This is a genomic window from Blautia marasmi (genome assembly GCF_900258535.1).
Classification (GTDB): Bacteria; Bacillota; Clostridia; order Lachnospirales; family Lachnospiraceae; genus Blautia; species Blautia hominis.
The window spans coordinates 5,476,066-5,502,497 of the sequence record NZ_OIWX01000001.1; the positions used below are offsets into that span (position 1 = coordinate 5,476,066).

Consider the following 26,432-nt stretch of genomic DNA (forward strand, 5'->3'; position numbering starts at 1 on the left):
TTTTCTAATCCCTCAACCGACCTAAAATCATCTTGTGCGAGGGAGAAAAATCCTACTTATTTTTTAAGATCCCATGCAGGACCCGATACAAATGCCGGACATCTACCGGTTTCGGGATAAACCCATTCATACCAGCGTTTTTTGCCGCCTCCATATCTTCCTTGAAAGAATTGGCTGTCATAGCCACTATCGGAATGGTCCCCGCGTCCGGATGTGCACCGGACCGTATTTCCATGGCAGCTTCCAGACCATTTTTAACGGGCATCTGAATATCCATTAAGATCAACTGATAATATCCGGCCATGCTCTCTTTAAAACAGTTTATAGCCTCCTGTCCGTTTTCCGCCGTTTCAACCACTGCTCCCTGTTCCGTTAAAAGCTCTGTGGCAATTTCTGCATTCAGCAGATTATCCTCTGCCAGCAGGATCCGGACACCTTTCAAATAGTAATCCTCTCCGCTGTTTTCCCTCCATGGGGACAGCGGCTCCTTCTCCCCGCACAAATCCATGTCCAGCTCAAAGGAAAATTCACACCCTTCTCCGGGCTTGCTTTTCAAATGGATGGCAGACCCCATCTGTTCTATGATGCTTTTGCTGATTGGCAGTCCAAGCCCGGTGCCTGCACTTTTTGCTGTAGATGTCCCTGCCTGTTCAAACACCTGGAAAATTCTCGCCTGTGCCTCCGGCGCGATCCCGATCCCATTGTCCTTTACACAGAAACGGAAGTGAGCCGATATTCCATCACTGGACATTTCATGCACGATCAGTTCCACCTGTCCGCCGCTGGATGTGAATTTCACTGCGTTTCCTGCAAGGTTTACCAAAACCTGTTTTAAACGGACTGCATCAGCGATAAGATTGTCATGGCGTACCTGCTTGTCAAGAATGCAGGTTATCTTCTTTACATCCGCCAGCGACTGTATCATGCTGTAAATATCATCCAGCAAACAATCCATATTGAATTTCTCAGGTGTTAGAATCATCTTTCCATTCTCAATCCTTGACATATCCAGGATATCATTCACCAGGGACAGCATGTAATCAGATGAAGCCTGTATCTTTGTAAGATAGTCCTTTATCTTTGGCGGAGTCTCCTCATGGCCGGCCGCCAGTTCAGACAGACCTACGATGGCATTCATAGGCGTACGGATCTCGTGGGACATTTTAGAAAGGAATATGGTTTTGGCTTCGTTTGCCGCCTCCGCTTTCTGCAGTTCTCCCGTGATCACCGCATTTCTTATTTTGTATCTCGCTATAAAGATGACGGAAATAATGATCAACCCCAAAATGACTGCCAAAATCATGATCACCTGCTCCGGTTTGGAGTACAAAAGCGATTCAAAGTTGATTTCACCGTTTGCCACGGATATCAGATTTTGATTTATGATCTCCTCCCGCTGTTGGGAGGATAAACTTCCAATGGCCTTATTTAAAACAGCCAGAAGGTCCGGGGATACCGGCCGCGAAAGGGCAAAGGAAACTTTGCTGTTCAGACCATTAAGGGTTAATACGGAAATATCTGCAAAATGCTGGCTTTGAATAGCCTGCTCCAGATACGTGGATAGACCGTACATGTAATCTGCTTTCCTCTTTCCCACCATCTGTATGCCTTCCTCCGGAGTGCTGCAGTAGATCACCTTTTCAGCACCAAGAGAATCCGGTAATTTTCTCCCCTTTAACGCAACCGCTGTAAGCCCCTTGGCAGGATAGGTCACAAACTTATTCTTTACTATAATGTTGGTAAATGTTGAATATGGTACGCTGAGCGCCAGTCCCTGCTCCAGCGCCTCTTCCTCTGTATCATAGAAACATCCGGCAAAATCAGCTTTTCCCTCCTTTACCAGCTCCAGCATCTCATCGTAGGTATCCGCATAGACGTAAGTAAAAGAAAGCCCGGTGGTCTTTCCCACCTCGTCCAGTATATTAGGGATGATCCCATCGTGAGAGTCCTCGTCATCAATGCAGAAAAAGGGATGGGAACCGGGGATGACTGCAACTTTAATGGGTTTGGATTCCCGGATATACTTCTGTTCCTCCTGTGTCAGCCATATTTGCGTGTTCTGCTGTCCATCCTCTGATGTATCGTAATGCTCTTCATAAAAGGTTGGAATATTGTCCGTTATCCTGGCAAGGGCATGATTCAGGCCGTCGAGTACCTCTTTATTTCCTTTTGTTGTAGCAAAATAGTATGGCTGAGCCTGGAATTTTGCTACAATTCTGTATGTACCGTCTGCCTCCAGTTCATTCCCCAGCAGAAGATCCACCTCTCCGCTTTCCAAAAAGGGATACAGCCCATCATCCAAAACTTCACTGGGTTCATAATACCGATACTTGCATTTGACATTATTAAAGTCCAGATACCGCTGCAGGCGTTCAATCTTATCCGTTGCATTGGCATATACACCGATGGTCTTTCCGTTCAGTGAGTCCAGATCCCATTCCCGCACACTTTTATTATCTTTTAATGCAAAGAGAACACCGTAATTGTATCCCATGTTGTATTCCGGATAGTCGTAAATACCTTCCAGACTTACTGAATAAAACATGCCTCCCATAAGATCTGCCTGGCCATTCTTCAGCATTTGAAGCAGTTCTCCACTGTCCCCTTCTATATACTCATACTTCCAATTCGTGTATTTTGAAACCTCATTCAGGTAGTCGACAACCAGGCCTGAACGCTTTCCATTCTGGTCTGTCTCACTAAAACCCTTCACTTCCGGAAATGCAACCCGTATGATCTTCTCTTCTGTCTCCTTGCTGTTCACCCAAGCTGTTTCTTCTGCATAAAGATCCAATGTCCCACATTGGAATACGAATAAGAACAGAAGACAGCCTGTTATTAATTTCATACCTGTTTTATACCATTGCATATTCCACATGATTCACACTCCAATAGCTATCGTATTCTTTTAAAGTAACCCTATTTTTTTAAACAGGCTGCCCTATCCATTTTTGAAGAACTTCCAGCAGCCGCTCAATCTCAACAGGTTTTGCAAGATGGTCATTCATTCCCGCGCTGCGGGCCTTCACTGCATCTGTAGTAAAAGCATTGGCAGTCAGCGCGATGATCGGAATAGTCCGGGCGTCCTCCCGGGGCAGTTTGCGGATCGCGGCAGCAGCGTCATACCCATTCATGACCGGCATTTGGATATCCATCAGGATAGCACAGTAATCCCCCGGTGCAGATGCCTCGAAAGCTTCCTTGACCATTTTGCCGTTCTCTGTGGAATCTACGATCATGTGATGCATTTGAAGCAGTTCTTCCACTATCTCCCTGTTAATATCATTGTCCTCTGCCAGCAGAACCTTCCTGCCAAAAAGCCCGTCTTTCTTTTTCTCCACTGCAGTCTCTGTTTCGGTCACTTTTGACAACCTGCTGCTCCGGGATTCCTCTTCTTCGCAAATATCCATGGGTATGGAGACAGTAAAGGTACTCCCCACGCCTTCCTCACTCTTGACATCAATGGTGCCGTTCATCATACGCACGATATTTTCTGTAATTGCCATTCCGAGACCTGTGCCTTGAATCCTGCTGATTCTGGAATCATCTGCCCGCGCAAAAGCGTCGAATATATATGGCAGAAATTCTTTTGATATACCGATCCCGTTGTCCGAACAGATAAATTCATACTGGCATTTATTGGGGACTAAGGAATTCCGCTCATTGATCTTAAGTGTGATCTCACCGCCTTTGTGGGTGTACTTTATGGCGTTGGAAAGCAGATTCATCAGTACTTGGCGCAGGCGGTCCCCATCTGTGATCACATTCTCATGGCACATTCTTCCAATTTTCATCTGAAATATCTGGTGTTTCTCATTTATCAGGGGGCGGCATACATCCATGACTTCCCGTATCAAATTTGAAAGGTTGACCTGGGCCGGCGCCAAAGAGACTTTCCCGCTCTCTATTTTTGACATATCCAGCACATCACTGATCAGACTGAGCAAATGCCTGCCTGAGGTGTTTATCTTATCCAGACAGTCCTCTATTTTTTCCGGTGAATCCAGATTGGCCTGCGCAATTGCAGCCATACCCATGATTGCATTCATGGGTGTCCGGATATCATGGGACATGGAGGAGAGAAAATTGGTCTTTGCCGCATTTGCCACTCTAGCCACCTGATAGGCCTCCTCCAGCGCGTTACGCTGCTGCTCCTGTACTTCCCGCTCTTTTGTAATGTCAATACCAACGCTGTAGAAAGATTCAATGCCGTCCCAACTGTTTTCAGCACTCACATAGCAAAATGTCATGGTCAGTACCTTCTGGGTGCCGTCACGGGTCAGGATACGCCCTTCTGCAGTAGTGGGCATTTGAGTCTCTTTTGAATGGTTCATCATTTCAGTGGCCCGGGGCAGGTCATCCGGATGAATATAGGTACACTGAAAATGCAGTTCCTTTTCAAACTGCTCTTTTGTGTAGCCGATCATATGGAGAAAATCTCCGCCGTACCAGATAACGGTCTTCCCATCCCGGGCATCTACCCTGGCAAAGCCTCCCGGAATAGTCCGCATTATGGCATCCCTCTCCCTGTCCATCTTCTCCAGCTTGTACTGGGGACTGAAATTGTCAAGTGAAAGCTCCAGACGGCATTCCCTGCCTTCCCACTCAATGATACGGTCCTTCAGCATATAAGAACGTTTCAAAAACGGGTTGTAATATTCCCATTCATAAAATCCATCCTTGTTCAGGCAGTGATTGGTACAGAACGGACAAGGTGCGTTCAGGTTCTGAATGACTTCATAGCACTTACGGCCTACCACCTTCTCAACCGGAAGCTGCAGCGTTTCGCTGGCGGCCCTGTTAATGTAACGCAGCTCATAGTTTTCCATATCTGCAATATACGCATTACCGGAATATTCATCCAGAACCCATTTAAAATACCCTGCAGCCTCCTTCAGATGATAGTTTTCCTTCAGTATATTCTGAAATTCACTGTCAATTGCTTTATAAAATGCACGGCACTCCATCCGCCCATCAGATCGCATGCCTGAAAATGTGGCAGTCATACGTCCCCATACTACCCGGTCCTCTTTCACAGGGATGGGTACCGTCAGTTCCACATCTGACAGCCTGCCTGCAGCAGCCTCCTCAAGATGACATTTTATGTATCGAAACTCCTTGGGATAGGCCATATAATACTGCCGCAGGCTTGAAAACTGCCTGCAAAACTCGTTCTCCGTATATCCTGTTTTCTGATAAAACCAATTGCTTGCCCATAAAATAGTGAGGTCATCATCAAGCCAAAAGCCCAATGCTTCTATTTTCATGGCGTCACATACCCCACGGTATCCCTCCAAAGGTACGGCCGCACCGGTCTTCCCTGCCAATGCATCCAATTGCCTCTTATCCATAGTTTTTCTCCTTATCACTCAAAATATCATGCAGGCTCTGAAACAGGCGCCCGGCATGAACCGGCCATGTTTTCCGCAAAATGATGGGCAGCGCCTCACTGCTTTCCATACAGGGCGATTTCCTCCTTCTGCCTGGAATCATATTCTGCTGTCACTTCATCCACACTCTGCCCCTGGCAAAGCTGCTGACTCAACTCTCTTACCGTATCCCAGACATTAAAATGCAGGCGGAAATCCTGGTTTGGTATTTGATCCCCCTCGGCTACACATGCTATTATGGAATCCGACTGAGGGATATCAGGTGCGGTGGCATTTTTGGATGTTGAAATCTTTCCAAGGCTTTTGGCAAAGGAATCAAGCTGCTCTGTCTGTCCTAATGTCTCCATGATGGTTATGGCCCCTTCCAGGTTTTTAGAACAGGGGTTAACTGCCACTCTCTGATCTGCTCCCACCACACAGATAGACCCATTCTCCAGTACCGGCAGCGGCGTCATCTCAATCTCAAACGGAAAATCCTCAAAGGTTCTGCCCGGTAGATCGCACAGATAAAGGCGCAGTTTCCTTCCGCGAAAAACTCGGATTCCTCCTCCCTGAAAGGCAGTGTGTCAAGTGCTTTTTCCGAATCCATATATCCCCTGTCAATCATCATCTGAAGGAATTCAAACCCTTTTCCTATATACTCACTGACTGGGGCAGTCCCATCCGACAACGCCTCCAGTTTTTCCTCCGAGCCTTCCCCCTGGTAAACATCATAAAGTCCCGCACACATAACCGGAACCGTCAATCCGAAATCTTTATTTGCTCCATAAGGGAGAATTCCGTTATCTTTTAGTTTTTCACATACATTTAAAAATTCATCCAGATTTTCCGGTACTTCCAGAGCATATTTCTTCAGCATTTCCACATTCCAAACAAAGCCAAAGCAGGTATAGGATAATGGCAGTGAAAATACCTTTCCGTCATACGTGCTCTGAATCAAAGCATCCTGTGACAGATTACGGATACAGTCTAAATCAGACAGATCATAAAGAAACCCTTTTTCATCAAACTCCAGCACATCCTCCGCGGGGATCAGATACAGATCATCTGCGGTTCCCGATGACAGGCGTTTCAAAAGAAGCTCCCGGTATGACAGTCCTTCATCCGCATAATATTCTGCAGAATCACTATAGACAACAATATTACTGCTCCCGTCCCGGTTCACTACCTTCTCACAGCACTCCTGGATCATATCTGATACCAGGTCATTCTGTGTAAAAACCGCCACGGGTGTTTCCGGAATGCTCTCATCCAGATATACTTCCGGCACATCCTGTTTCTTTTGACAGCCGGCCGCTGACAGGGCCAGGACAAGAAGTACCCCTGCCAATCCTACTGTTTTCTTCATTGTTTTTCCTCCGAATCCTGCGGGATATTTATAAATTCTTGAAGTGTACGGAAAAATACAGCATTCTCCAACGGTTTTCCAATATGCGCATTCATTCCCGCATTCCTGCATCTGCGAATATCCTCTTTAAATACGTCCGCTGTCATGGCGATCACCGGAATGGAAGCCGCATCGGGCCTTGCGGAAGCCCGGATAGCCCTTGCTGCTTCCAGCCCGTTCATTTCAGGCATATGGATATCCATAAGTATCATCCGGTAATATCCCGGACTGCTGCTCAAATAATATTCCAATGCTTCTCTTCCGTCCCGTGCACTGTCCACAACAGCACCGCAGCTTTCCAGAAGCTCTATGATGATCTCCCGGTTCAGTTCATTATCCTCAGCTGCCAGGATACGGACACCTTCCAGGTTGATCGTGTCTTCCGAAACTTCCTCAACCGTTTTACTTTTTCTTCCCCGGACGAAATACATGAACTGTTCCAAAAGATTCTTTTTAAAAATCGGTTTTGTCAGGAAACCGTTGATCCCTGCTGAGACAGCCTCATCCTTCACACTTTCCCAGTCACAAGCAGACAACAGAAGAATGGGCACACTGCTGCCTAACCGGTCTCTGATCTGCCTGGCCGTCTCTAATCCGTCCATCCCGGGCATTCTGAGATCAAGGATGACCATACCATAATCATTCCTCATCTTATGTGCTTTCCAGGCCTCTTCCACAGCGTCTGCCCCGTTCAATACCCAATGGGCACGGACACCGGCTTCTTCTAGTATCAGACAGATACTCTCACAGGCATCTTGGTCATCATCCACAAGCAAGACGGAATATCCCGTCAAATCCGGTTTGTCCTGTATCTGCTGTGCAGGCAGTTTCAGAGGGAGTTCCACTGTAAAGCGTGAGCCCTCGTGCTCCGTACTTTCAACACGGATCTCTCCGCCCATCATATCCACAATATTCTTTGTGATCGCAAGCCCCAGTCCTGTACCGGTGACCTGACTCATCCGGCTGTCCTCTGCCCGCTCAAAAGGCATAAATATACGCTCCAGAAATGCCGGACTCATACCAATCCCATTGTCTTCAACCACAAAACTCATCCGTATGGCCTCCGCCTCCACAGGGGATTCCGTGATCTGCAGACTGATCTCGCCGCCCTCCTGGGTATATTTCACTGCATTTGACAAGAGATTCAGCAGGATTTTCTGCAGATGCAGGGTGTCACTGATAACCGTGTCATGTTCCAGGATTGGCGCTCTCATATACAGTTTCTGTTTCTTTTTATCCATCTCCGGCCTGATAAAAGACACAAGGTTTGCGATCAAGTCAGGCAGATACAGGCTTTCTTCCTTAAGGCTGAGCCTTCCGCTCTCTATACGGGACATATCCAGCACCTCATTGATCAGCTCCAGCAGATGACCGGAAGCCGCCGTGATCTTATTGAGACATGATTCTACCTTTTCCCTGTCATCCAGGTTCTTTAATGCAATGTTTGTCATGCCTATGATGCCGTTCATAGGGGTCCTGATATCATGGGACATGGAAGAAAAGAACGCGGTCCTGGCCCGGTTGCTGTTTTGGGCCTGTGTCAGGGCATCTGCCAGTTGTTCCCGTATGTTGTGTTCCTCCGTGGTTTCATGGAACACCGCCAGATACTGACCGTAGTCCGCCGGAATCAGATGGACTGCGATCCACCGCCTGACATCGCTGGGTCCCATGCCAACCATGTTCTCCCTGGTAACCTGTTCTTCCAGTGTCCCATCCAGGAAACTGCTTCTGACACCATCCTCCTGCGTCACGCCAATGGCATCAAATACCTGCTCGGGCCTTTCCAATACCTGCTGTGCCGTAATGCCGAGAAGCCCGGGCAGATTATCTGACGCCAGCTCCACTTTCTGTCCGGAGGGCGTGTAAAGAAGGAATGCAAAATCTATATTTGCAGAGAGATTTTTAAACAACCTCTCCCGGTATTCCTTCTGTTGTACATTTGCCTTCATGGACTGCCTTCCCGCAAGCAGCACAGCTATGGCTAAACCGCCCAGCAGCAGCAGGCAGAACATACAGCAGAGCATAACGATGATGGGGGTCGCTTCCCTCTGGAGAACCGTACGGGGAATCACTGTGATCAGATAGCATCCCTCCGGTTCTCCTATGGGAAGAAAACCCAGAAGAGATTTCTGATCCTCATTCATCACCACAAGGGCTCCGCTTTTTTCTTCCCGGATCACCTGACGGAGCGTTTCCTGTACAGACTCACTGTTTCCCTGCTTTTCCAGATAACTGTACACATCCTCTTCCGCTGCTGTTCCTTTTGACTTGATAATGAAGTTCCCGCTGCTGTCCACCACATAGGCAGAGCCCTCCCCATTATGAAAAGAAAACAAGGTGGGAAGGTTATAATCATTTACAATACGGTCCGCGTAAATAACACCGGTCTGTTTTCCGTCCTTTCTGACAGGACACCGGTATGTAATCTGGATCCGCCCGCTGGAGCCATAATAGGGCGCTGACAATCCGCCCCTTCCCTCTGAAATCCCAGGTTCGTCAAACGGAAAATCCGATGCCTGGACAAAATTGCCCTGGCTGTCAATTCCTTCCCCTTCCGCATTTACATAAGAAAAGCGAAAAAAGTCAGTGGAACCTGCATACTCCCGCAGCGTCTCCTCCATTACATTTTCCGGTTCCATGGCAAGCAGATCTGTCAGGGTGACCACCAGCTCCCTGTCAACGGCAATCTTGTTATTCAGCCCTTCGCTGATCACCCGGCTGGAAGTCAGGAGATTCTGATCTGCACTGCGGTTCATCCTTCCGATGATCTGCACAAGAAAAAAACCGGACAGGGACTGCGCGATCAAAAAAATCACTGCGGACACTGCCAGTATTACAACTGATCTCTTTTTCCTCTTTACTCCTGCTTTCAATCTATGTACCTCCAGTTGATTTCTATCTTATGGTTCCATTTTCTTCTGCCGCGTCTTTGTTCACATACATAATAATAGTATCAGTATAACAAATCCCGCTAAGAATATCAATGATTAGCCATTTTGTCTGCCGAAATCAAGCTGCGAGCTGATCATAAAAAAGACCCACGCATGGCAGATATACCACGCGCAGGTCAGTAATACGAGACTATGTTTATAAAAAATCGCCATGGGGAAGGATTCGGCAAATTACACGCCGTATCATGGCCGCTTCACTTGTCAGAAGCACCGGAAAAAGCTATACTTATAGTAAGGAAACTATTGTTCAGCTTTGAAAAAAGGAGGAAACACGATGAAAGAAAAACAGTCCTGCGGTATTTGGAAACTCTTCGACAAAGTAGGTCAATTTGGCACTTTCCTCATCTGGTTTGCAGCGATTCTGGCGGTGTCCATGCTCGCCTCTTATTTTCCGTTATGGGTGAACCTTCCCGTCAACGTGATCCTGCCCATCATTGTATTGTGCAAGCTGAAAATGGTAATGTTTGAAAAATTGAAACTCAGCACGCTGGTAGTTATGCGCGTACTGATCCTCCTGCCCCTGTTCGGATTGATGAGAGGCAGGCTTTACGTCAACATTGTTCTGGTATTTCTCATCATCAATTGTATGGAGGCTACGATCACAGACCTGCTCAAGAACCACCAGCCCTTTAACTTTGTAACCGGCCTCTTTCTCAGCGCCTCCGTCTTCACACTGGCTGGTGAGTGGTTCCCGAACATCGCGGGACCATTCACCGCCATCTACACAGCCAACGCCGGTCCGCACACAGATACACTGTTTACCACCAGCCAGGTAATGGCCATCGGTACGGTGTGCTGGCTTGCTGCCTACACCATCTGGAACTGGCTTTTCGTTGTGGGAGAATTCAGCCCCGCTATCGGCTATCTGCATATCGGCATCCTGCTCAGTCCCATACTAAGCGTGCTGCTGACAGGAAATCCCGGCCTGTGGCTGGTATTTCGCGCCAACAGCCTGACTTGCGGCGGTGTATTTCAAATCGCTTGTAAAGAGCAGGTAGAACAGCGGCTGGAAAACGAAAAAATAACTGCTTTTGTTAAAAAAGTAAGATCAAGGCCCGTACAGATTGTGTGTATGATCATCAATTTAGTGCTCATCGCGGTGCCTGTGATCCTTTATTTCCGGTAAGCAGCAGCTTAAAACTGGTCCGAACTGCAGCTCAAAAGGCTTCGCGCTTAACAGGCATACGCGTCATCTGATAAAGCCAGCCGGGCATATCAAAGAAAGCTTGATATGCCCGGCTGGCTTTCCTTTTCCGGGGAGTCCGCCCTGCTTGGTTTTATCATCAGGAACTTATGCCGCAAATCTTTAGGAGGCCCCTCGTACAGAAAAGCCGGTTCCAGAACTTATACGGCATTTATTTTTCTTTCAGCAGATCCACATTATCAAAATAAATAGAAACCTCCCCACATCTGGGGCAGACGGCAACTTTAGGCTTTCCAAGCCTATTGGCAAATATCTTTTCACTGTCGGCCAAAATAATACCATACCCGGCTCCCTGAACCTTCAGATCACAGCCCTCAACCATTTCTGTGTGGCAGCGAATACATTCTCTCATTTGATCGCCTCCTTATGTGCATTTCATTTATAGCTTCTTTTCTATAGTATCAATAATTTGGCATTCCTATTTGTGGTTATGAACATTTGACACATAATAATTTTTGAATATCCTCAAATTGTTCCCTGCATGTGACACGGTATTGGATCCAGCCGCCGTCCCCGCAGGAATATCTGTTATCAATAAAGTCCTGGGTATATTTCCGCACCTGGCTATATACAGAATCAAACTGTTTATCAGATAATCTCATCATCACGGTAAATGCGTTATCTTCTGCAAAAATATTACACAGCAGTTTCTGCTTTTTTCTATGGGCGATTCCCCAGCCATAGTGATTGCCGTAGGGAAACGTGATCTTCTGTGCAGAACCATATGTTTGGGATAACCACTCATTCAGTAACGTAAACAGTTCTGCGTTTTCACCGCAGAACGCAGTCATTTGGGTTATGGTTGGCTCTTCCTGTTTATTCAGCATTCTTTCATACATACGCAATCCTCCAGGTCTCATGTCTATGCATCCCTTAACTCCTCTTCTATTTTGGGCCTTTTACAGGGCAGTCCCCTTTTGGGGCACAAAGAATTTATCCATGGAAACACCCTCATGTGTGAGCAGTGCTATCTTTTTATCAATGCCGCCTGCATACCCCGTCAAGCTGCCATTGGAACCGACCACCCGGTGGCAGGGGATGATGATGGAAATGGGGTTATGCCCCACCGCCCCGCCTACTGCCTGCGCTGACATTCTGTCAATGCCCTGCCTTGCGGCCACTTTTTCCGCTATCTCACCATATGTAGTGACCTCACCATATGGAATCTCCATGAGGATTTCCCATATCCTTTTCCGAAATTCACTGCCTTCAGGCGCAAGGGGTAATTCTTTGGTCTCCGGTTTTTCCCCGCCAAAATAGCGGTCCAGCCAGGTTTTTGCCCGGACAAGCACTGTCAGTTCATGACATGTTTTTGTTTCCTCTTTGATGGAGCCGAGAAAATATTTTTGATTTTCTATCCAGAGACCGATCAATGCTTCGTGTTTCGCAGCGATCAAAATCCTTCCGACCGGTGAGGCATAATCTGTTGTATATATCATAAGCATTAACTCCTCTCGTCTTTCATCCGCTCTCTCTGCAGATCCTTGTATATGTTCAGCCGCTTCTGTTCCTTGCTGTGGTAAAAATACCTGTTTTTTTCATATTATCAACCGTTCCTTTTTGCCTGCACCGGACTGATTTTCCTATGTTTTTATTATATAGCATAGACAGTTTTTGTCAACAAAACACATTTCCATTCCATAGAAGAATCCGAAAAACGGAGCGGATGAAAACCGCCCCGTTACGCTTACGCATGAAGTTTCAGTGTTTATTCCCATTTAAAAAAACGAAATGCTGTCACGGTACAAAATATGGCAATCACGGCCATAAGAATAATGGAAATCAGCACATGATCTACACTTTCTCCAAGAGAAGCTGCCTTCAGCAGTTTTATCCCCTGCGTCAAGGGCAGCACATTCGCCGCTTTCTGCATGGTATCAGGCATAACCTCATAGGGAAGCGTTGCACCGGAAAATATCAGCATAGGGAAATATAATATACTTGCGATCACACCTGCTATTTTTGTATTAGGCGCAATACCTCCCACCATCATGCCAATGCTGAACATGGATACCAGCACTAAAAGATAGCCCCCCAGAAACTGAAACACAGACCCGCGAAATTCATATCCGAAGAAAACTGCCGCCGTAAGATACAGTAATAAAAAGGAGATCACCGCATATAGGGTATAGATGACTACCTGCACAAATAAGATCATAGAAGGACTGACAGGTGTGACTTTATAACGCTTCAGTATATGTCTGCTGCGGTAATCAGATACAACCAATGGCAGTCCCATGACACCGCCGGCACAGATAGAGATCGTGGCGATGGCTCCAAAAGATTGTTCCAGAAAAGTAAATTCCGCACCCGGATAGGCAGGCTTATCCCCGTATAGAATCCCCAGAATAACCAATACCACGATTGGAACACAGATTGCAAAAATGAACATATCCATTCCCCGCAGCGACAAACTCAGTTCTGTTTTTAACATAGTTTTAAATGTTTTCATTGTTCTGTTCCTCCTCGTCTGTGTACCAAAGATAAGCATCCTCAAATTTCTCATATGGACTTTTTTCTATAGCCTCAGAAACCGTGCCGTAAAAAACGATTTTCCCTTCCCGCAGAATGCAGATGCAGTCACATAAAGCTTCCACCTCATCCATGAAATGTGAGGTCAAAAAAATAGTCAACCCTTTTTCCTTAAGGTCTGAAAGGATCTTCCAGACCTCCCGGCGCGCCTTTGCATCCAGTCCGGTAGTCAGTTCGTCCAAAAATACCACTTCCGGATTGGGTATCAGTGCCAGAACAATGAACAGACGCTGTTTCTGCCCGCCGGATAAATCCTTGACAAGACTTTTCCTTTTATCCGCGATCCCGAACCTTGCAAGCAGTTCAAAGGGATCCGCAGATTTTTTGTATAAAGAGGCCGTCACCTGACAAAGCTCCGCCACTGTGATCTGCTCCTGATAGCTGCTCTCCTGAAACTGAACTCCCACCTTCTCAAAAAGTTTTTTCCGGTCTTTTAATGGGTCTGTTCCTAAAATACGGACAATCCCCCGGTCGGCCTTTTTCGTACCCAGAATGCATTCAATTGTGGTGGATTTTCCCGCGCCATTGGCCCCGAGCAGTCCAAAAACCATCCCCCTGTCAACCGATAAACTTATGTTTTCCACTGCGGTCAGTTCACCGTAAGATTTTGTAAGCTGCCCGACTTTGATCACTTCCTGCATTTGATCTTCCTCCTAATTGTTTTATCAAGGTCAAGGATATCACGGAAAAAAACATTGGTGTTAAAGTGGAGGGTTGAAACTCAATCATCATAATTTAGGTACCGTTCGCAAAGGGGAATGTGATATCTAAAATTAAGGCGCAGTACGCCTTAGTCAAACGAAGCGTACTGCGCCTAATGCTTATTAGCCAAAATAACATTGGTGGTAAAAAAGAGTGGTTAAGAAAATCTGCTTTTCATATCTTTTAGTTTAAGGATCATTTTCTCCGCATTGCACATTGCAGCCATGAGGGACGTCACCAGTTTATCACATACCGCAATGATTTCAGTATCTTCTCTTGGTGTGTCCAGTGCTTTTTTTATATCTATCTCAGGATCTTGGGATAACTGAACAAGCATTGTCAAAATGGCCTCCAGTGAATAATTGGCACATCTCAGGGAACGGATGATCTTTAGCCGTTTTATATCTTCATCGGTATAAACACGATACCCGTTGCGCTTGCGCCGAACAGTCAGCAGGCCATTCATTTCCCAATTTCTCAAGGTATCCATAGAAATTTTCAGGTATTCGGATACTTCTTTCCTTTTCATTGCGTGGATGTTTTCTTCCGTCCGGCCGTCTAAAATCTGTTTTACAATCACAATAGCCTCCTCCGAATTGGCTATTTCCTCTCTGACCTGCATCAGATATTCCTGTGTGAGCTTCAATGCCGTATCATAGTCGCCTGCTGCGGATGTTTTTACCATATGCACGATTTTTCTTCGCAGTCCGTTTTGCAGCACCTCAATCTGAAACGCAAGGCGTGCAAGCCGGAATTGTTCTACATGAATATCTGTAAAAACTCTGTAACCATTTGGCTGCCTCTCCGGTTTTGGAATCAGCTCCAAATCTTCATACATACGGACCGTGTTGGGATGAATGCCGATGAGTTGTGCAATTTCTAAAGTTTTATATGTTTTCATTGATCAACACCTCCTTACAAAATTACAGTACCACCAACAAAAAGTCTGGTGTTATAATGGAGGGTTTTTTTCAGGACTTGTGAGAAATGATCACGGTATTTGGGCATTTACTTTTCTATATATGGATAGATCATCGTAACATACGATATCAGATTATAACCGCAGTGTGCAACGATGCAGCATAATATAGATTCTTTATACAGATAAAGACTCCCTAAGAAAATGGCACATATAAACGCTGAGAAAGTCTGCACCATATTGAAATGAAGGAGGGCAAAAAGAGCAGACGAAACCAGCAATGCCGCCGCACCTCCATAAGTTTTTTTCAGACCACCAAGAACAAACCCCCGCATGAATATTTCCTCAATGACAGGTGCAATGATACATACCTGCAGCAGACTTGTAACCGGTGCTGCGCGTAAACTCTGTATTGTCTCCTGATAATTTTGTTCACTTACAGGAAAGAGACTTTCAAATATAGGGTCCAGGAAATTATCCAGAAGCAGATAAAACAAAACAGAACATCCAACCGCAAGCAAAAGACCGGTTGGTGTTATATTTGCCAGCATATTGACCCGATATCCCTTTTTTCTCAATAACTCTATGAATCCGCATACACAAATGATCGTTGTTATCGTATTAAGCCAGCCAGCTGTCTCAGGAAATACATTCCGCCATACTGTTACATCTAAAAATGTATAAAACAGCATAACTCCCAAATATACAACAGTCCACCCAAAAGCTTTTCCGATTTTTAAATAGGATTCCCCCATAATTCTCCATCCTCAATTCATGCATTTCCTGTTTCATTTTTGGGCCGTAACAGGAATCTCCATAACCCTTTTTCTATCAGCCCTCCGGCCAGAACCCCCACGGTGTAGCACACAAGATCACTCCACAGAAAGCCAAACCCCAATACCAAGCCTCCCAAGGTTGTATGGCGCAGCACATTGATCCATTCTGCCTGATATAACTGTGAAAACTCAATCGTATAGGAAAATAACAGGGCAGCGATCGCCGCCTTCCCTGTGGATATTTTTGAAAACAAAAACCCGATTCCCCAGAATACCATGAGCGCCCAAAGCGTATCTCCGGCATAGTCCCGGAGCAATACCGGAAGATATGATCCAAACTTTCTGGATGAGATTCCAAGGATCATGGTTGTTATGATCAGGATCAAATATAGGATTCTATTTCGCTCCCACTTTTTTTCGCCGTTTCCCTGCATTTCTTCTCCCATGTACTATAAAATCCGTTCCTTTCGGTCCCCGTATGGGAGATGGAACGGCTATCTCTTTTCGCTGATCAAAAGATAAGACAGCGGAAATCCCTTGTCATCATAGGCCTCTGTCAATCCAACATCGTAATCAAACTCTTTCAATTTCACAACACGCATCTGTGCAGAACTGACTGCATTGATCAGGTCAGCCATTGTGTGGGAGAAGCTGGTAAATGTCTTTGAATCATAGGTCTCCGACATATATCCCATACCTTCGTTCTCTATCCATGGTTCTTTTCTGAAATAGGAATATTCTATTTTATTTAAATGCTGCTCGTCAAATGCCGGTTCACCGGGCAGTGGCAGCATATTCATGACCGGATGAAAGTCATGGATAAACAGCATTCCTCCCGGTTTTAAACAATCGGAAACTTTTCCCATAAGCAGCTTCAGGTCCTCAAACCATGTGAGGGCCCCGACAGTAAACAGGATAAAATCAAATTGACTTCTGTAAGTATCCGGAATCTCAAGTATATTACAGGAGACGAACTGACAGTTATCAATACCGGCTTTCGCTGCCGTTTCTTCTGCCTGTTTTATGATATTTTCCGCAATATCAAAACCAACCGCATTTTTAGCGCCCAACTGCATCAAAGACAGAAGTTCGCGCCCATTGTTGCAGCAAAACTGGGAAATGGTTTTCTCTTTGAACTCTATTGCTTCCAGTTCTTTTATGACATCCGGGCAGAAAAACGGAAGTCTCTCATGTATTAATTCTATATGATTTTCTTCTCCCCAGCCAGGATGCCTGTGTTCAAACGCTTCCTCCCATGCTGCTTTGTTCTCTTTTATATAATTCATTTCTTGCGCCCTCCGCGCTTTTCCCTGTGTGCTGTTATGATCGTCCAGCTATTGGCATTTACAGTTATCACACAGCCATCTATATCTACATACCAATTTTTTCCTTTTCTTGTGATACCGGCACGTGGTGATCGTATTTCTGTTTTGCACCATTCCACCACCAGATCCGTGTCCAGTGAAAGATTTCTCTTGATCCGTACAACACCTAATTCTGTTGTATGTAATTTGTCCAGATTTTCAAGCAGGGCATTCTTTATCTCTTTCTCCATTGTCACTTCCCTATGATAAATTTATTTTTTGTCTTTTGCGCTCAGATAAAAATTCAGAGCGACACAGATGACCATTACAATGGCTGCAAGGATCAATGGCATCTCTTCTTTTGAATACAGACTGATCAGCATAAGCACCAGGGACACCAATTGCAAAATGCGGGGAACCATATCTATTTTCATATCACTTCACATCCTTTCGTATTTGAAGACCGGACAATATCCTGCACACATATCAGTCAGGGGCCCCGAAAGGCCCCCTTCTTACTGCCGCTGTAATTACTGGTTGCTTTCACGAAGCTGTTCCACACAGCCGGATTGAATCGCTTCTATCTTCTGCGCGATCTTCTCTTTTGGCCAGTCCCACCACTTGAGTGCAAGCAGTGCCGAAATGGTTTCCTCTGAAAAGCGTTTTCTTATGGGCTTCGCAGGTATCCCTCCCACAATTGTATAGGGTAAAACATCCTTAGTCACAACCGCACGGGCTCCTATGACTGCCCCGTCGCCAATGGTGACACCTGCCATGACCACAGCCTCGTAACCGATCCACACATCATTGCCGATCACAATATCTCCTTTGTTGTCCCAGGAATCCGTCACATTCTTTTTATCCAGCCCCCACTCTTCAAAGAAAAGCGGAAACGGATATGTTGACAAAGAGCGGAACGTATGGTTGGCACTGTTAAACAAAAATTTCGCACCACAGGCAATCGAACAGAATTTCCCGATGATCAGTTTATCCTTGTTTATCGGATAATGATACAATACGTTATTCTTTTCAAACAGCACCGGGTCATGGACAAAATCGTTATACATTGTATATTCGCCCACGGTTATGCCAGGGTCTGTGATCACACTTTTTAAATAAATAGTCTGTTTATCTCCTGTGCGGGGATAAATCTCTTTCTCCGGAATAGTCATATAAAATCCTCCTAGAATCAATATTTGGTCTCTAAGCTATTCCGGCCACTGCAATACAACGTTTCACCTCATACCACCTCTACTTACAGAAATTCCGGTTCCCGGTCTGTATCCATTCTTATACATTGATTTCTTACAGTATAACATAGAGCGGTGTACAGAACAAGCGTTCTTTTCCAAAAAGGAGCTAATGCCCCATCATCTGGTGCATCAGCTCCTTTTTTGCCGTTACTGCTGTTCTACTCCTTTATACGAATGATCTTCACATCATATTTTGAAAGTGTATCTCCGCTCCGCACAGGCTCTCCCGTCAGAACATCCGTATTTCCCGCAAGACAGGACGGGATTTCCAAATCTTCCTCCTTAAAGTTGATGACAAAATAATACCTGTATCCGTCTTTCCTTCTGCAGGTGATCTCAAGCCCGGTCTCTTCCTCCACAACCGGTTTCACACATCCATCTTCTGCTGCCATGTCAAGAACCTTTGCAATTCCCGGGCAGTCCATTCCGGTGCCTATGTAATATACATGCCCGTCTCCAAACCGGTTTCTGGTAACTGCCGGACTTTCCGCATAAAAATCTTTTCCATATCTGCCAATACATTCCGCACCTTTAAGATGAATGATGTCACATACCAGCCTGCCCGGTACACTTTCCCCGTCATGAAAGATCACTGTGTTTTCCTGTTCCGGTGCCAGGGCATCTATTTCTTCCACCCACACGCCGGCCATATCGCTTAATACTCCCGGATATCCGCCCAGATACACATTATCCGACTGGTCAACAATTCCGCTCATATACGTGGTGACCAGGACTCCGCCTTTTCGTACAAAGTTCTCCAAGGCTTCCCGCATCCCTTCTTTTACCATGTAGAGCACAGGGGCCACAATGATTTTATACCTGTCAAGATCTCCTTCAAAAGGTATCATATTTACCGGAATATTGCGGTCGTAAAAATATTTGTAATACTGATGGATCTGATCCACATATGTCAAATCCACCGTAGGTCCGCTGGTATATTCCAGTGCCCAGTAATTATCCCAGTCAAATACGATTCCCACTTCTGCTTCATTCACGGAACCGAGTGTCATATCTCCCAGTTGTTCCAACTCCTGCCCCAGTTGACTTACTTCCCGGAAAACTCTCGTATCTTCGGTTCCCACATGTGCGATCACCGCCCCGTGGAATTTTTCACAGCCCCCCACGCTTCGGCGAAGCTGGAAGAACTGGATGGTATCCGCCCCATGGGCAATGGTCTGATAGCTCTGTGCCCGCATCTGTCCCGGCCTTTTCAGGGAGTTATACGGCTGCCAGTTCTGCTGGCTGGGTGTCTGCTCCATGAGCATGAACGGCTCATCCTTCAGTCCCCGCATCAGATCATGACACATAGCGGTCTGGCTCCAGGGAGTATTGTAACTGGGATAGTTATCCCAGGACACCACATCCATTTCTTTCGCCCATTTAAAATAGTCCAGGCCCTTGTATGTTCCCATCAGATTTGTGGTAACCGGGGTTTCCTTATCATAACAGCGTACCGCGTCTCTCTCCATAACAAAATTGCTGAGAAGGCTGTCTGAAATAAATCTGCGGTAATCTATGGAAATCCCCGCAAATGCAGTCTTATCATTATCCAGTCCTTCGCTCAGCGCATTCGGCAGCACAACCTCATCCCAGTCATAAATGGTATGTCCCCAAAACTCCAGATTCCATGCTTTATTCAGCGCTTCCAATGTTTTATATTTTTTCCTCAGCCAGACCCGGAATGCTTTTTCGCAATTCTCACAATAGCAGTCCCCGCCGTATTCATTGTTAATATGCCAGCAAGTGACATGCTTATTGCTCCCGTATCTTTTTGCCAATTCTCCTGCAAGTGCCCCGGCATACTTCTGATAAACCGGAGAATTTGGACAGGCATTATGCCGCTGTCCGAACTTGTGGTGTCTTCCCTCATAATCAGTCCTTGCCACCTCCGGGTACCGCTTTACCATCCAGGCCGGAAGCGCTGCTGTGGACGTTGCAAGCACAATGTCATACTTCTCCCTGCTAAGCATCTCTATGATCTCATCCAGCTCACTGAAATCATAGACTTCCTCTGAAGGCTGGATCTTTGCCCATGAAAAAACATTAACGGTCGCGCTGTTGATATGTGCGTCCTTAAAGATCCTCATATCTTCCTGCCAGATATCCTTTGGCCACTGGTTCGGATTATAGTCCCCGCCGTATAAAATTCTTTTAAAATTACCTTTCATGTCACTGTCTCCTTATTCTGCTTATAATCACCCAAAAGCTCCATGCCAATCTCTTTGTCATCGGCTAACTTGATTATATTATAGATGGACAGATTATTGTGTAATATGTTAAGCTAAATAATATAATATTTTGAAACAGGTGATACTTATGCCAATCCATTTTAGGAGCACACCGGTCAGCGAGCCTTTTACCTTTGATTCCATAGGAAACCACTGGGTACAGGAAAGTACCTCCCGCCCCAAAGGCTATCCGCTCTGTCATTACCTTCAGTCCGAAAAAGGCACCGGAAGAATAACCATTCAGGGAAAAAAGTACCTTCTGCCGGAAGGGGAAGGTGTATTCATCGCGCCGTTCATCCAACATTCTTATGGTAGAAAGACAGATGAATGGCTTACCATGTTTGCCACCTTTACGGGAACCATCGAGAGCAGCATCCCCAGGCTTCTGGGAAACAGGCCGTTCCTCTTTATAGATAAGGAGCAGGGAATACAGATCGCATCACTGATCTCCCATATAGTAAAAAAATATGAGAACCCTCCCATGGATGTAAAAGCCCTGTCCACGGACTGTTACCGGCTGCTGCTTTTTTTTGCGGACGGCATCTATACCCGTAACTTGATGGAAGATTCCCTGTATCAGAGATATGTTGCCCCTGCAATACAGGAAATCGAAACAAATTATAACACGGAGCTCACCGTGCAGGAATTAAGCCGGCAGGTCTTTATCTCGCCTCAGTATCTGTCACGGCTGTTCAACCGTTTTCTCGGATGCTCCGCTTATGAATATCTGACGATCTACAGAATCAACAAGGCAAAAGAATACCTGCTCATAAATCCCCGCATGGAGGTCCAGGATATTGCCCACAAGGTGGGATTTACGGATTCCAGTCATTTTATATCAGTTTTCAGAAAAATGACAGGCATAACGCCTCTGGGTTTCCGGAACCTCAATTAGGTTACCGAATCCCAAACTTGACTCTATTCTTTTGTTCTTGTATACTTTCAGCTTACAAAATATAAGGCTGCTTATCCGTAAAGCAGTCTATCTCGGAAGGAACAGGTGAAAATCATGGATGAAAAAATCCTATTGGTAGATGATGAAAGAGATATCGCTGATCTGATGGAAGAAGTATTGACACAAGACGGCTTTTGCCACATCCGGAAAGCTTATACCGGAGCGGAGGCACTGGCTGTCTGCCGGGAATTTGAGCCTCATGTAATCATTCTGGACATTATGCTCCCTGACTTGGATGGACTTGAAGTATGCAGAAAAATCCGTGAATTCTCCTACTGCTCCATTTTGTTTCTCTCCTCCAGAAATGACGATATTGATAAAATCCTGGGGCTTTCCTGCGGCGGGGATGATTACATTACCAAGCCTTTCAGTCCCCGTGAAGTGGTTTACCGTGTCAAGGCACAGCTCCGCAGACAGAAGTACTCGCTGGCAGCCTCCCCGGGAAACGTTCCTGTTTTAAAAGCAGGGCCTCTCTCCCTTGACAAAGAGAGCGGCCGGGCATATAGATCCGGACAAGAGATCCCGTTGACCGGACGGGAATTCCTTCTTCTAGCCTACCTCATGGAAAATACAGATAAGATCATCAGCAAGGAGCGGCTTTATGAACAGGTATGGGGAGAGTACAGCAGTATCTGTGACAATACTATCATGGTCCATATCCGCCATCTCCGGGAAAAGATTGAAGATACACCGTCTAAACCCAAACAGCTTATCACTGTGAAAGGCCTGGGATACAAACTCAGGAAAAGGACTGATTAGATGAAAAAATCCGGCTGCCGCACCATGCTCCATGTTTATCTCATTTTTTTCCTCTCTCTTCTGGGCACCCTCCTTGCTGCCGCAATACTCACCTTCTGGCTCATAACAGTCCAAAAACCTGACGGCACATACGCGCGGAGTGACTGGCCCGGTAAGATCTCAGAGAATTTTAAAGAACAGATCATTTTCATAGATGACAGCCCCAGAGTCAAGCAGACCGGCCTGGAGCTGCTTAAAAAGAACGAGATCGGGATACAGATTTTGGACGCCTCCGGTCTTGAGCTGTTTCATTATCAAAAACCGGTTCAGGCTGAAACATCCTACTCCGTTGCTGCTCTACTTACGCTTCACCGGACAGGCACCACAGAGAAAAGTGATACCTCTGCGTTCCTTGGGACACTTTCCCACGAGGGAAAAGAATACAGTTATATCCTTTACTTCCCTGTAAAGCTTTCCAAAATCACCATGTATTTAAACGGCGACCATTTTACCGGCGGAAAGTCCGTCATACTCCCCATAACTGCCGTGCTGTTCCTCATCATCTCCATATCAGGCATACTCTATGGTTTCCGGACTGCCAAAGCCGTAAAACAGCTTACCATCTCCATCCGGGAGATTGCTTCGCGCAGATACCTCCCCGTCCGTGGGAAGGGCATTTTTCCGGACCTTTATGAGAGCCTGGACACACTGTATGAGGAGATCAGGGAAAGCGACCGGCTGCAGGCGGAAACCGACAAAACCAGGGAAGAATGGATCGCCAACATCACCCATGATCTGAAGACACCCCTCTCTCCTGTCAAGGGTTACGCTGAAATACTGCTGGAATCTCAACATATAAATGAAGAACAATGCAGAAAATACGCTGGTATCATGCTGAAAAATGCGGCGTATATGGAAACACTGATCGACGATCTGAAGCTTACTTATCAATTGACAAATGGCATGGTCCCTATGAAACCAAAGGAACAAAATGTAGTACGCTTTCTAAAAGAGCTGGTGATCGATATTCTCAATACCCCGGAGTTTGCGCATCGCACCATCCACTTTGAAGCCTCTTTTGAAACAATCCCCTATACGTTTGACCAGACACTTTTTACAAGAGCCTTCCGGAACCTGATCCTCAATGCCTTTGCCCATGGGGAGCCTGACACAGAAGTCACCCTCTCGGCATGTGTTTCTGATCCTGTACTCCGGATCCTCATAAGTGACAACGGAAAGGGCATTTCTGCCCAAGAAGCAGAGCAGATTTTTAACCGGTATTACCGGGGAACGTCCACAGAACAGAAACCGGAGGGAACAGGCCTTGGCCTTGCCATTGCAAAAGACATTGTAGAACTTCACAGCGGAAAGATTTCCGTATCCGGTTCTCCCGGTGCAGGAACCACCTTTTATATTGATCTCCCTCTGCGTTAAGGTTAATTAAGGTTTACTGAAACTCATATTAAGGTTGACAGTTTATCATGTACTTGTGATAAATGTCAGCCTTTTTCTTTTCTGAGGAGGTGAACGAATGAAACGGAAAAAGGCAGATAAAAAACGCGCCGGAGAAGCCGGATGCTTCTTCAGGCAGAAAGCAGGTGAATCATGAAAATCATAACAAAATATGTTCTGACAAATGTGAAAGAGAAAAAAATGAGGACAGCCGTGATGCTGCTGTCCATACTTCTTTCCTCCTCACTGCTGTTTGTCTCCTTCTCCATTGGGGCTTCCTATGAAAGCGCCCAGCGAAAAATGGCACGGGGAATGGCTGGTAATGCCGCCGTTTCCGTGTCTGCAAAAGACGGTGCCGTCTATACAGATGACATTCCCGATCTGACTTCCATTGATGCGAAAGCCGGCATTCTGAAAGGAACTGCACTTTACCATGAGGACGGATATTACGAGACCGTCGACCTGGCCGCCGCTGACCTGACAGAACTTGAGCAGATCAATCCGCCGCGGCTTGCGGACGGCAGTGAGATCAAAGATTTCTTTGGCAGTCAGGTGATACTGCCGGACCGATTTACTTCAAAGTATAACATCAAGAAAGGGGATACCATATCCCTGCAGATAAACGGAAAGACCACAAAACTGCGCGTGGCGGAAATTGCAGCCTATGATACGGTTTTCCTGCGGCACACAAGAGGTGTTACTGCTCTTCTGCCATATTCCACTCTGGCCGATATCCTGGGATATACAGGCGGATACCGTGAGATCCTTATAAAACCGGCAGATGGGATTTCTGCGGCTGTATTGAAAAACGAACTGGAACAGGCAATACCGGATGAAACATACCGGATAACCGAAACCGTCAATGAAGCGCAGATAACAGCCGATGCAAGGCAGAAAACCATGCCCTTCTTCCTCATCAGTTTCTTCTCACTCACTATGAGTATCTTCATCATTTACAGCAGTTACAAGGTCATTACCCTGGACCGGCTTCCGGTTATCGGAACATTCCGAAGTATCGGAGCAGCACAGAAGACGGTCACCGGCATCCTCATGATAGAAAGCGGCCTCTACGGATGCATAGGCGGACTGCTGGGCATCCCGGTGGGGATCCTGGTTCTCAAATTCATACTGCAGGGTATGGGGGAATCCCTCTCTCAGGGAATTGAGATCCCGGTTGTCATCACACCGTTTTGCATCTTTTTCTCATTCGCCACAGCTGTTCTTGTCTCTCTTTTATCTGCATGGCTGCCCATTCACCGGGCGAGCCGCCTGCCTGTAAAAGAGGTTGTTCTGGGCATTGTGGAAGAAAAACAGGTTCCCGGATATTTGACGGCAGCAGCCGGTATGGTGCTGTTCCTTGCCTCTGCCCTCCTGCCGAGAGCGGCAGCAGGAAATATGCTCTATATTCTGGGCGGATTTTCCCTTTTGGGTATGATCGCAGCCACCATTCTTCTTGTGCCGCAGCTCACCCATGTGCTTTCTTTTATTCTGGAACACGTTTATGGAACCTTCCTAGGAAACGAAGGAAAGCTGGCCGCCCGCAATATGCGCGGCAATAAAAACATTACGCAAAATATCACCCTGCTCTTTATCAGCATATCCGCTGTTATCGCTATCACGGTTGTCGGAGATTTTGTTACCACTTATGTCAGTGACGTGTTCAACGGCGCTGAACTTCAGGGATTCGCCGATGGGCATATGGAACCGGAATTCGTAGAGCAGGTAAAAGAACTGGATGGCGTTGAAAAAGTGCTCCCTGTCCATGTCTTTGATAACCAGATCCAGGCAGGCGGCACCACGTTCAGCCGCCTGGAAGCAACCGATAACCTGGATCGGTACAACTCTATGTTCGCGCTCCATTACACGGACACAGAAGAAAGATCCCAGGCACTCTCCTCCTTCCGCAATGAAGAGCATGTTATCCTTCTCAGTGAAAACTATATGGAAGAAAACGGGATTTCCCCGGGAGATACACTTACTCTGTCAAACGGTACCGACCAGTCCCCATACCGGGTGGCCGGCAGTTTCAAATCCCGGGCCACAGACAACCAGGCAGTCATTCCCTCCGCCTGCGCGGTCTCTGATTTCGGTGCCCGGGCATATGGCTTTCTGGCCTATACCGCTTTAGACCCGGATGCTGTCATGGTGCAGATCCGCAGCATGTTCGGCGAAACTCCAAACTGGAGCCGCACGGTAGACGAATTCAACAAAGATGCCCTGTCCACTGTGGGCACTTTTTTACAGCCTATGCACAGCATGACGTATTTTATTTTACTGTTGGCAGCTGTGGGGATCATCAATAATCTGCTGATCAACTATATTCAAAAACGGCGCACCACCGCCATGTATAAATCCGTTGGGCTGAGTAACCGCCAAAATATAAAAATGACACTTGCGGAGGGGTTTACTTCCGGCCTGATCGGTTCTGTGACCGCTGTCCTTGTCTCATATATGGAAATACAGACCATCTTTTTAGTAGCCGGGCCCAAAATTTCCATGGCGCCGGAACTAACTGCAGAAACGTTCCTGCTCTCCGGGGCAATGGGCATTGTCATTACCCTGATCGGCTCAGTTGTTCCCATTTTCAAGAGCAGACGAATGAAACTGGTGGAAGAGATCAAATGCGAATAATACTTTAACA

General features: G+C 46.3%; 23 protein-coding genes. 5 read left to right on the plus strand and 18 right to left on the minus strand.

Going from position 1 to position 26,432, the window contains the following annotated elements:
• Positions 1–52: 52 nt before the first annotated feature.
• The 5 genes from C6P39_RS24115 to C6P39_RS24130 all read right to left on the minus strand — a co-directional run bounded on the left by C6P39_RS24115 (position 53) and on the right by C6P39_RS24130 (position 9,650).
• A complete protein-coding gene (locus tag C6P39_RS24115) occupies positions 53–2,878 on the minus strand; it encodes an ATP-binding protein (protein ID WP_104805462.1) in 2,826 nt (941 codons plus the stop codon).
• Between the two features lie 49 nt (positions 2,879–2,927).
• Positions 2,928–5,351 (minus strand): hybrid sensor histidine kinase/response regulator, encoded by a 2,424-nt coding sequence (locus tag C6P39_RS24120; protein WP_242987124.1) that lies wholly within the window; start codon positions 5,349–5,351, stop codon positions 2,928–2,930.
• A gap of 95 nt (positions 5,352–5,446) precedes the next feature.
• Positions 5,447–5,845, minus strand: coding sequence for a type 2 periplasmic-binding domain-containing protein (locus C6P39_RS28050; protein WP_242987125.1), 399 nt, complete (start codon positions 5,843–5,845; stop codon positions 5,447–5,449).
• Positions 5,842–6,738 (minus strand): ABC transporter substrate-binding protein, encoded by an 897-nt coding sequence (locus C6P39_RS24125; RefSeq protein ID WP_242987126.1) that lies wholly within the window; start codon positions 6,736–6,738, stop codon positions 5,842–5,844. The genes C6P39_RS28050 and C6P39_RS24125 overlap by 4 nt, the downstream gene beginning before the upstream one ends.
• Entirely contained in the window at positions 6,735–9,650 is a 2,916-nt protein-coding gene (locus C6P39_RS24130) for a hybrid sensor histidine kinase/response regulator (protein WP_104805463.1), read from the minus strand. The genes C6P39_RS24125 and C6P39_RS24130 overlap by 4 nt, the downstream gene beginning before the upstream one ends.
• Before the next feature lie 352 nt (positions 9,651–10,002).
• Between C6P39_RS24130 and C6P39_RS24135 the strand changes: the two genes are divergently transcribed.
• On the plus strand, positions 10,003–10,854 hold the full coding sequence (locus tag C6P39_RS24135) for a hypothetical protein (protein ID WP_104805464.1): 852 nt from the start codon (positions 10,003–10,005) through the stop codon (positions 10,852–10,854).
• Between the two features lie 229 nt (positions 10,855–11,083).
• Here C6P39_RS24135 and C6P39_RS24140 read toward each other — a convergent pair whose 3' ends face one another.
• The 13 genes from C6P39_RS24140 to C6P39_RS24195 all read right to left on the minus strand — a co-directional run bounded on the left by C6P39_RS24140 (position 11,084) and on the right by C6P39_RS24195 (position 20,586).
• Positions 11,084–11,284, minus strand: coding sequence for a nucleic acid-binding protein (locus tag C6P39_RS24140; RefSeq protein ID WP_104805465.1), 201 nt, complete (start codon positions 11,282–11,284; stop codon positions 11,084–11,086).
• A 76-nt stretch (positions 11,285–11,360) separates the two neighbouring features.
• Complete coding sequence (locus C6P39_RS24145; protein ID WP_104805466.1) at positions 11,361–11,771, minus strand: DUF3788 domain-containing protein; 411 nt, start codon at positions 11,769–11,771, stop codon at positions 11,361–11,363.
• Between the two features lie 60 nt (positions 11,772–11,831).
• Complete coding sequence (locus tag C6P39_RS24150) at positions 11,832–12,371, minus strand: methylated-DNA--[protein]-cysteine S-methyltransferase (RefSeq protein WP_104805467.1); 540 nt, start codon at positions 12,369–12,371, stop codon at positions 11,832–11,834.
• A gap of 269 nt (positions 12,372–12,640) precedes the next feature.
• Positions 12,641–13,384, minus strand: coding sequence for an ABC transporter permease (locus C6P39_RS24155; protein WP_095172947.1), 744 nt, complete (start codon positions 13,382–13,384; stop codon positions 12,641–12,643).
• Entirely contained in the window at positions 13,371–14,105 is a 735-nt protein-coding gene (locus tag C6P39_RS24160; RefSeq protein ID WP_104805468.1) for an ABC transporter ATP-binding protein, read from the minus strand. Before C6P39_RS24160 ends, C6P39_RS24155 begins: the two co-directional genes overlap by 14 nt.
• 218 nt (positions 14,106–14,323) lie before the next feature.
• Complete coding sequence (locus tag C6P39_RS24165; protein WP_104805469.1) at positions 14,324–15,067, minus strand: MerR family transcriptional regulator; 744 nt, start codon at positions 15,065–15,067, stop codon at positions 14,324–14,326.
• A gap of 107 nt (positions 15,068–15,174) precedes the next feature.
• Complete coding sequence (locus C6P39_RS24170) at positions 15,175–15,840, minus strand: CPBP family intramembrane glutamic endopeptidase (RefSeq protein WP_104805470.1); 666 nt, start codon at positions 15,838–15,840, stop codon at positions 15,175–15,177.
• 17 nt (positions 15,841–15,857) lie between these two features.
• Positions 15,858–16,307, minus strand: a complete 450-nt coding sequence (locus C6P39_RS24175; protein ID WP_242987127.1) for a ribosomal maturation YjgA family protein — start codon at positions 16,305–16,307, stop codon at positions 15,858–15,860.
• A gap of 48 nt (positions 16,308–16,355) precedes the next feature.
• Entirely contained in the window at positions 16,356–17,147 is a 792-nt protein-coding gene (locus tag C6P39_RS24180; protein WP_104805472.1) for a class I SAM-dependent methyltransferase, read from the minus strand.
• The gene (locus tag C6P39_RS24185; RefSeq protein ID WP_187144011.1) at positions 17,144–17,416 is read right to left on the minus strand and encodes a DUF3781 domain-containing protein; all 273 of its coding nucleotides are present in this window, start codon (positions 17,414–17,416) and stop codon (positions 17,144–17,146) included. Before C6P39_RS24185 ends, C6P39_RS24180 begins: the two co-directional genes overlap by 4 nt.
• A 21-nt stretch (positions 17,417–17,437) precedes the next feature.
• Complete coding sequence (locus tag C6P39_RS27620) at positions 17,438–17,599, minus strand: hypothetical protein (RefSeq protein ID WP_156087459.1); 162 nt, start codon at positions 17,597–17,599, stop codon at positions 17,438–17,440.
• Positions 17,600–17,695: 96 nt separating this feature from the next.
• Positions 17,696–18,337 (minus strand): CatB-related O-acetyltransferase, encoded by a 642-nt coding sequence (locus C6P39_RS24190; protein ID WP_095172941.1) that lies wholly within the window; start codon positions 18,335–18,337, stop codon positions 17,696–17,698.
• 239 nt (positions 18,338–18,576) lie between these two features.
• Positions 18,577–20,586 carry a beta-galactosidase gene (locus C6P39_RS24195; protein ID WP_104805473.1) on the minus strand — a complete coding sequence of 670 codons (2,010 nt, stop codon included), beginning with the start codon at positions 20,584–20,586 and terminating at the stop codon, positions 18,577–18,579.
• A 148-nt stretch (positions 20,587–20,734) separates the two neighbouring features.
• Between C6P39_RS24195 and C6P39_RS24200 the strand changes: the two genes are divergently transcribed.
• From C6P39_RS24200 to C6P39_RS24215, 4 genes are all read left to right on the plus strand, one after another.
• The gene (locus C6P39_RS24200) at positions 20,735–21,541 is read left to right on the plus strand and encodes an AraC family transcriptional regulator (RefSeq protein ID WP_095172939.1); all 807 of its coding nucleotides are present in this window, start codon (positions 20,735–20,737) and stop codon (positions 21,539–21,541) included.
• 114 nt (positions 21,542–21,655) lie between these two features.
• The gene (locus C6P39_RS24205) at positions 21,656–22,360 is read left to right on the plus strand and encodes a response regulator transcription factor (protein WP_104805474.1); all 705 of its coding nucleotides are present in this window, start codon (positions 21,656–21,658) and stop codon (positions 22,358–22,360) included.
• Positions 22,361–23,773 carry a sensor histidine kinase gene (locus C6P39_RS24210; protein WP_104805475.1) on the plus strand — a complete coding sequence of 471 codons (1,413 nt, stop codon included), beginning with the start codon at positions 22,361–22,363 and terminating at the stop codon, positions 23,771–23,773.
• Between the two features lie 171 nt (positions 23,774–23,944).
• Entirely contained in the window at positions 23,945–26,422 is a 2,478-nt protein-coding gene (locus C6P39_RS24215) for an ABC transporter permease (RefSeq protein ID WP_104805476.1), read from the plus strand.
• Positions 26,423–26,432: the final 10 nt, after the last annotated feature.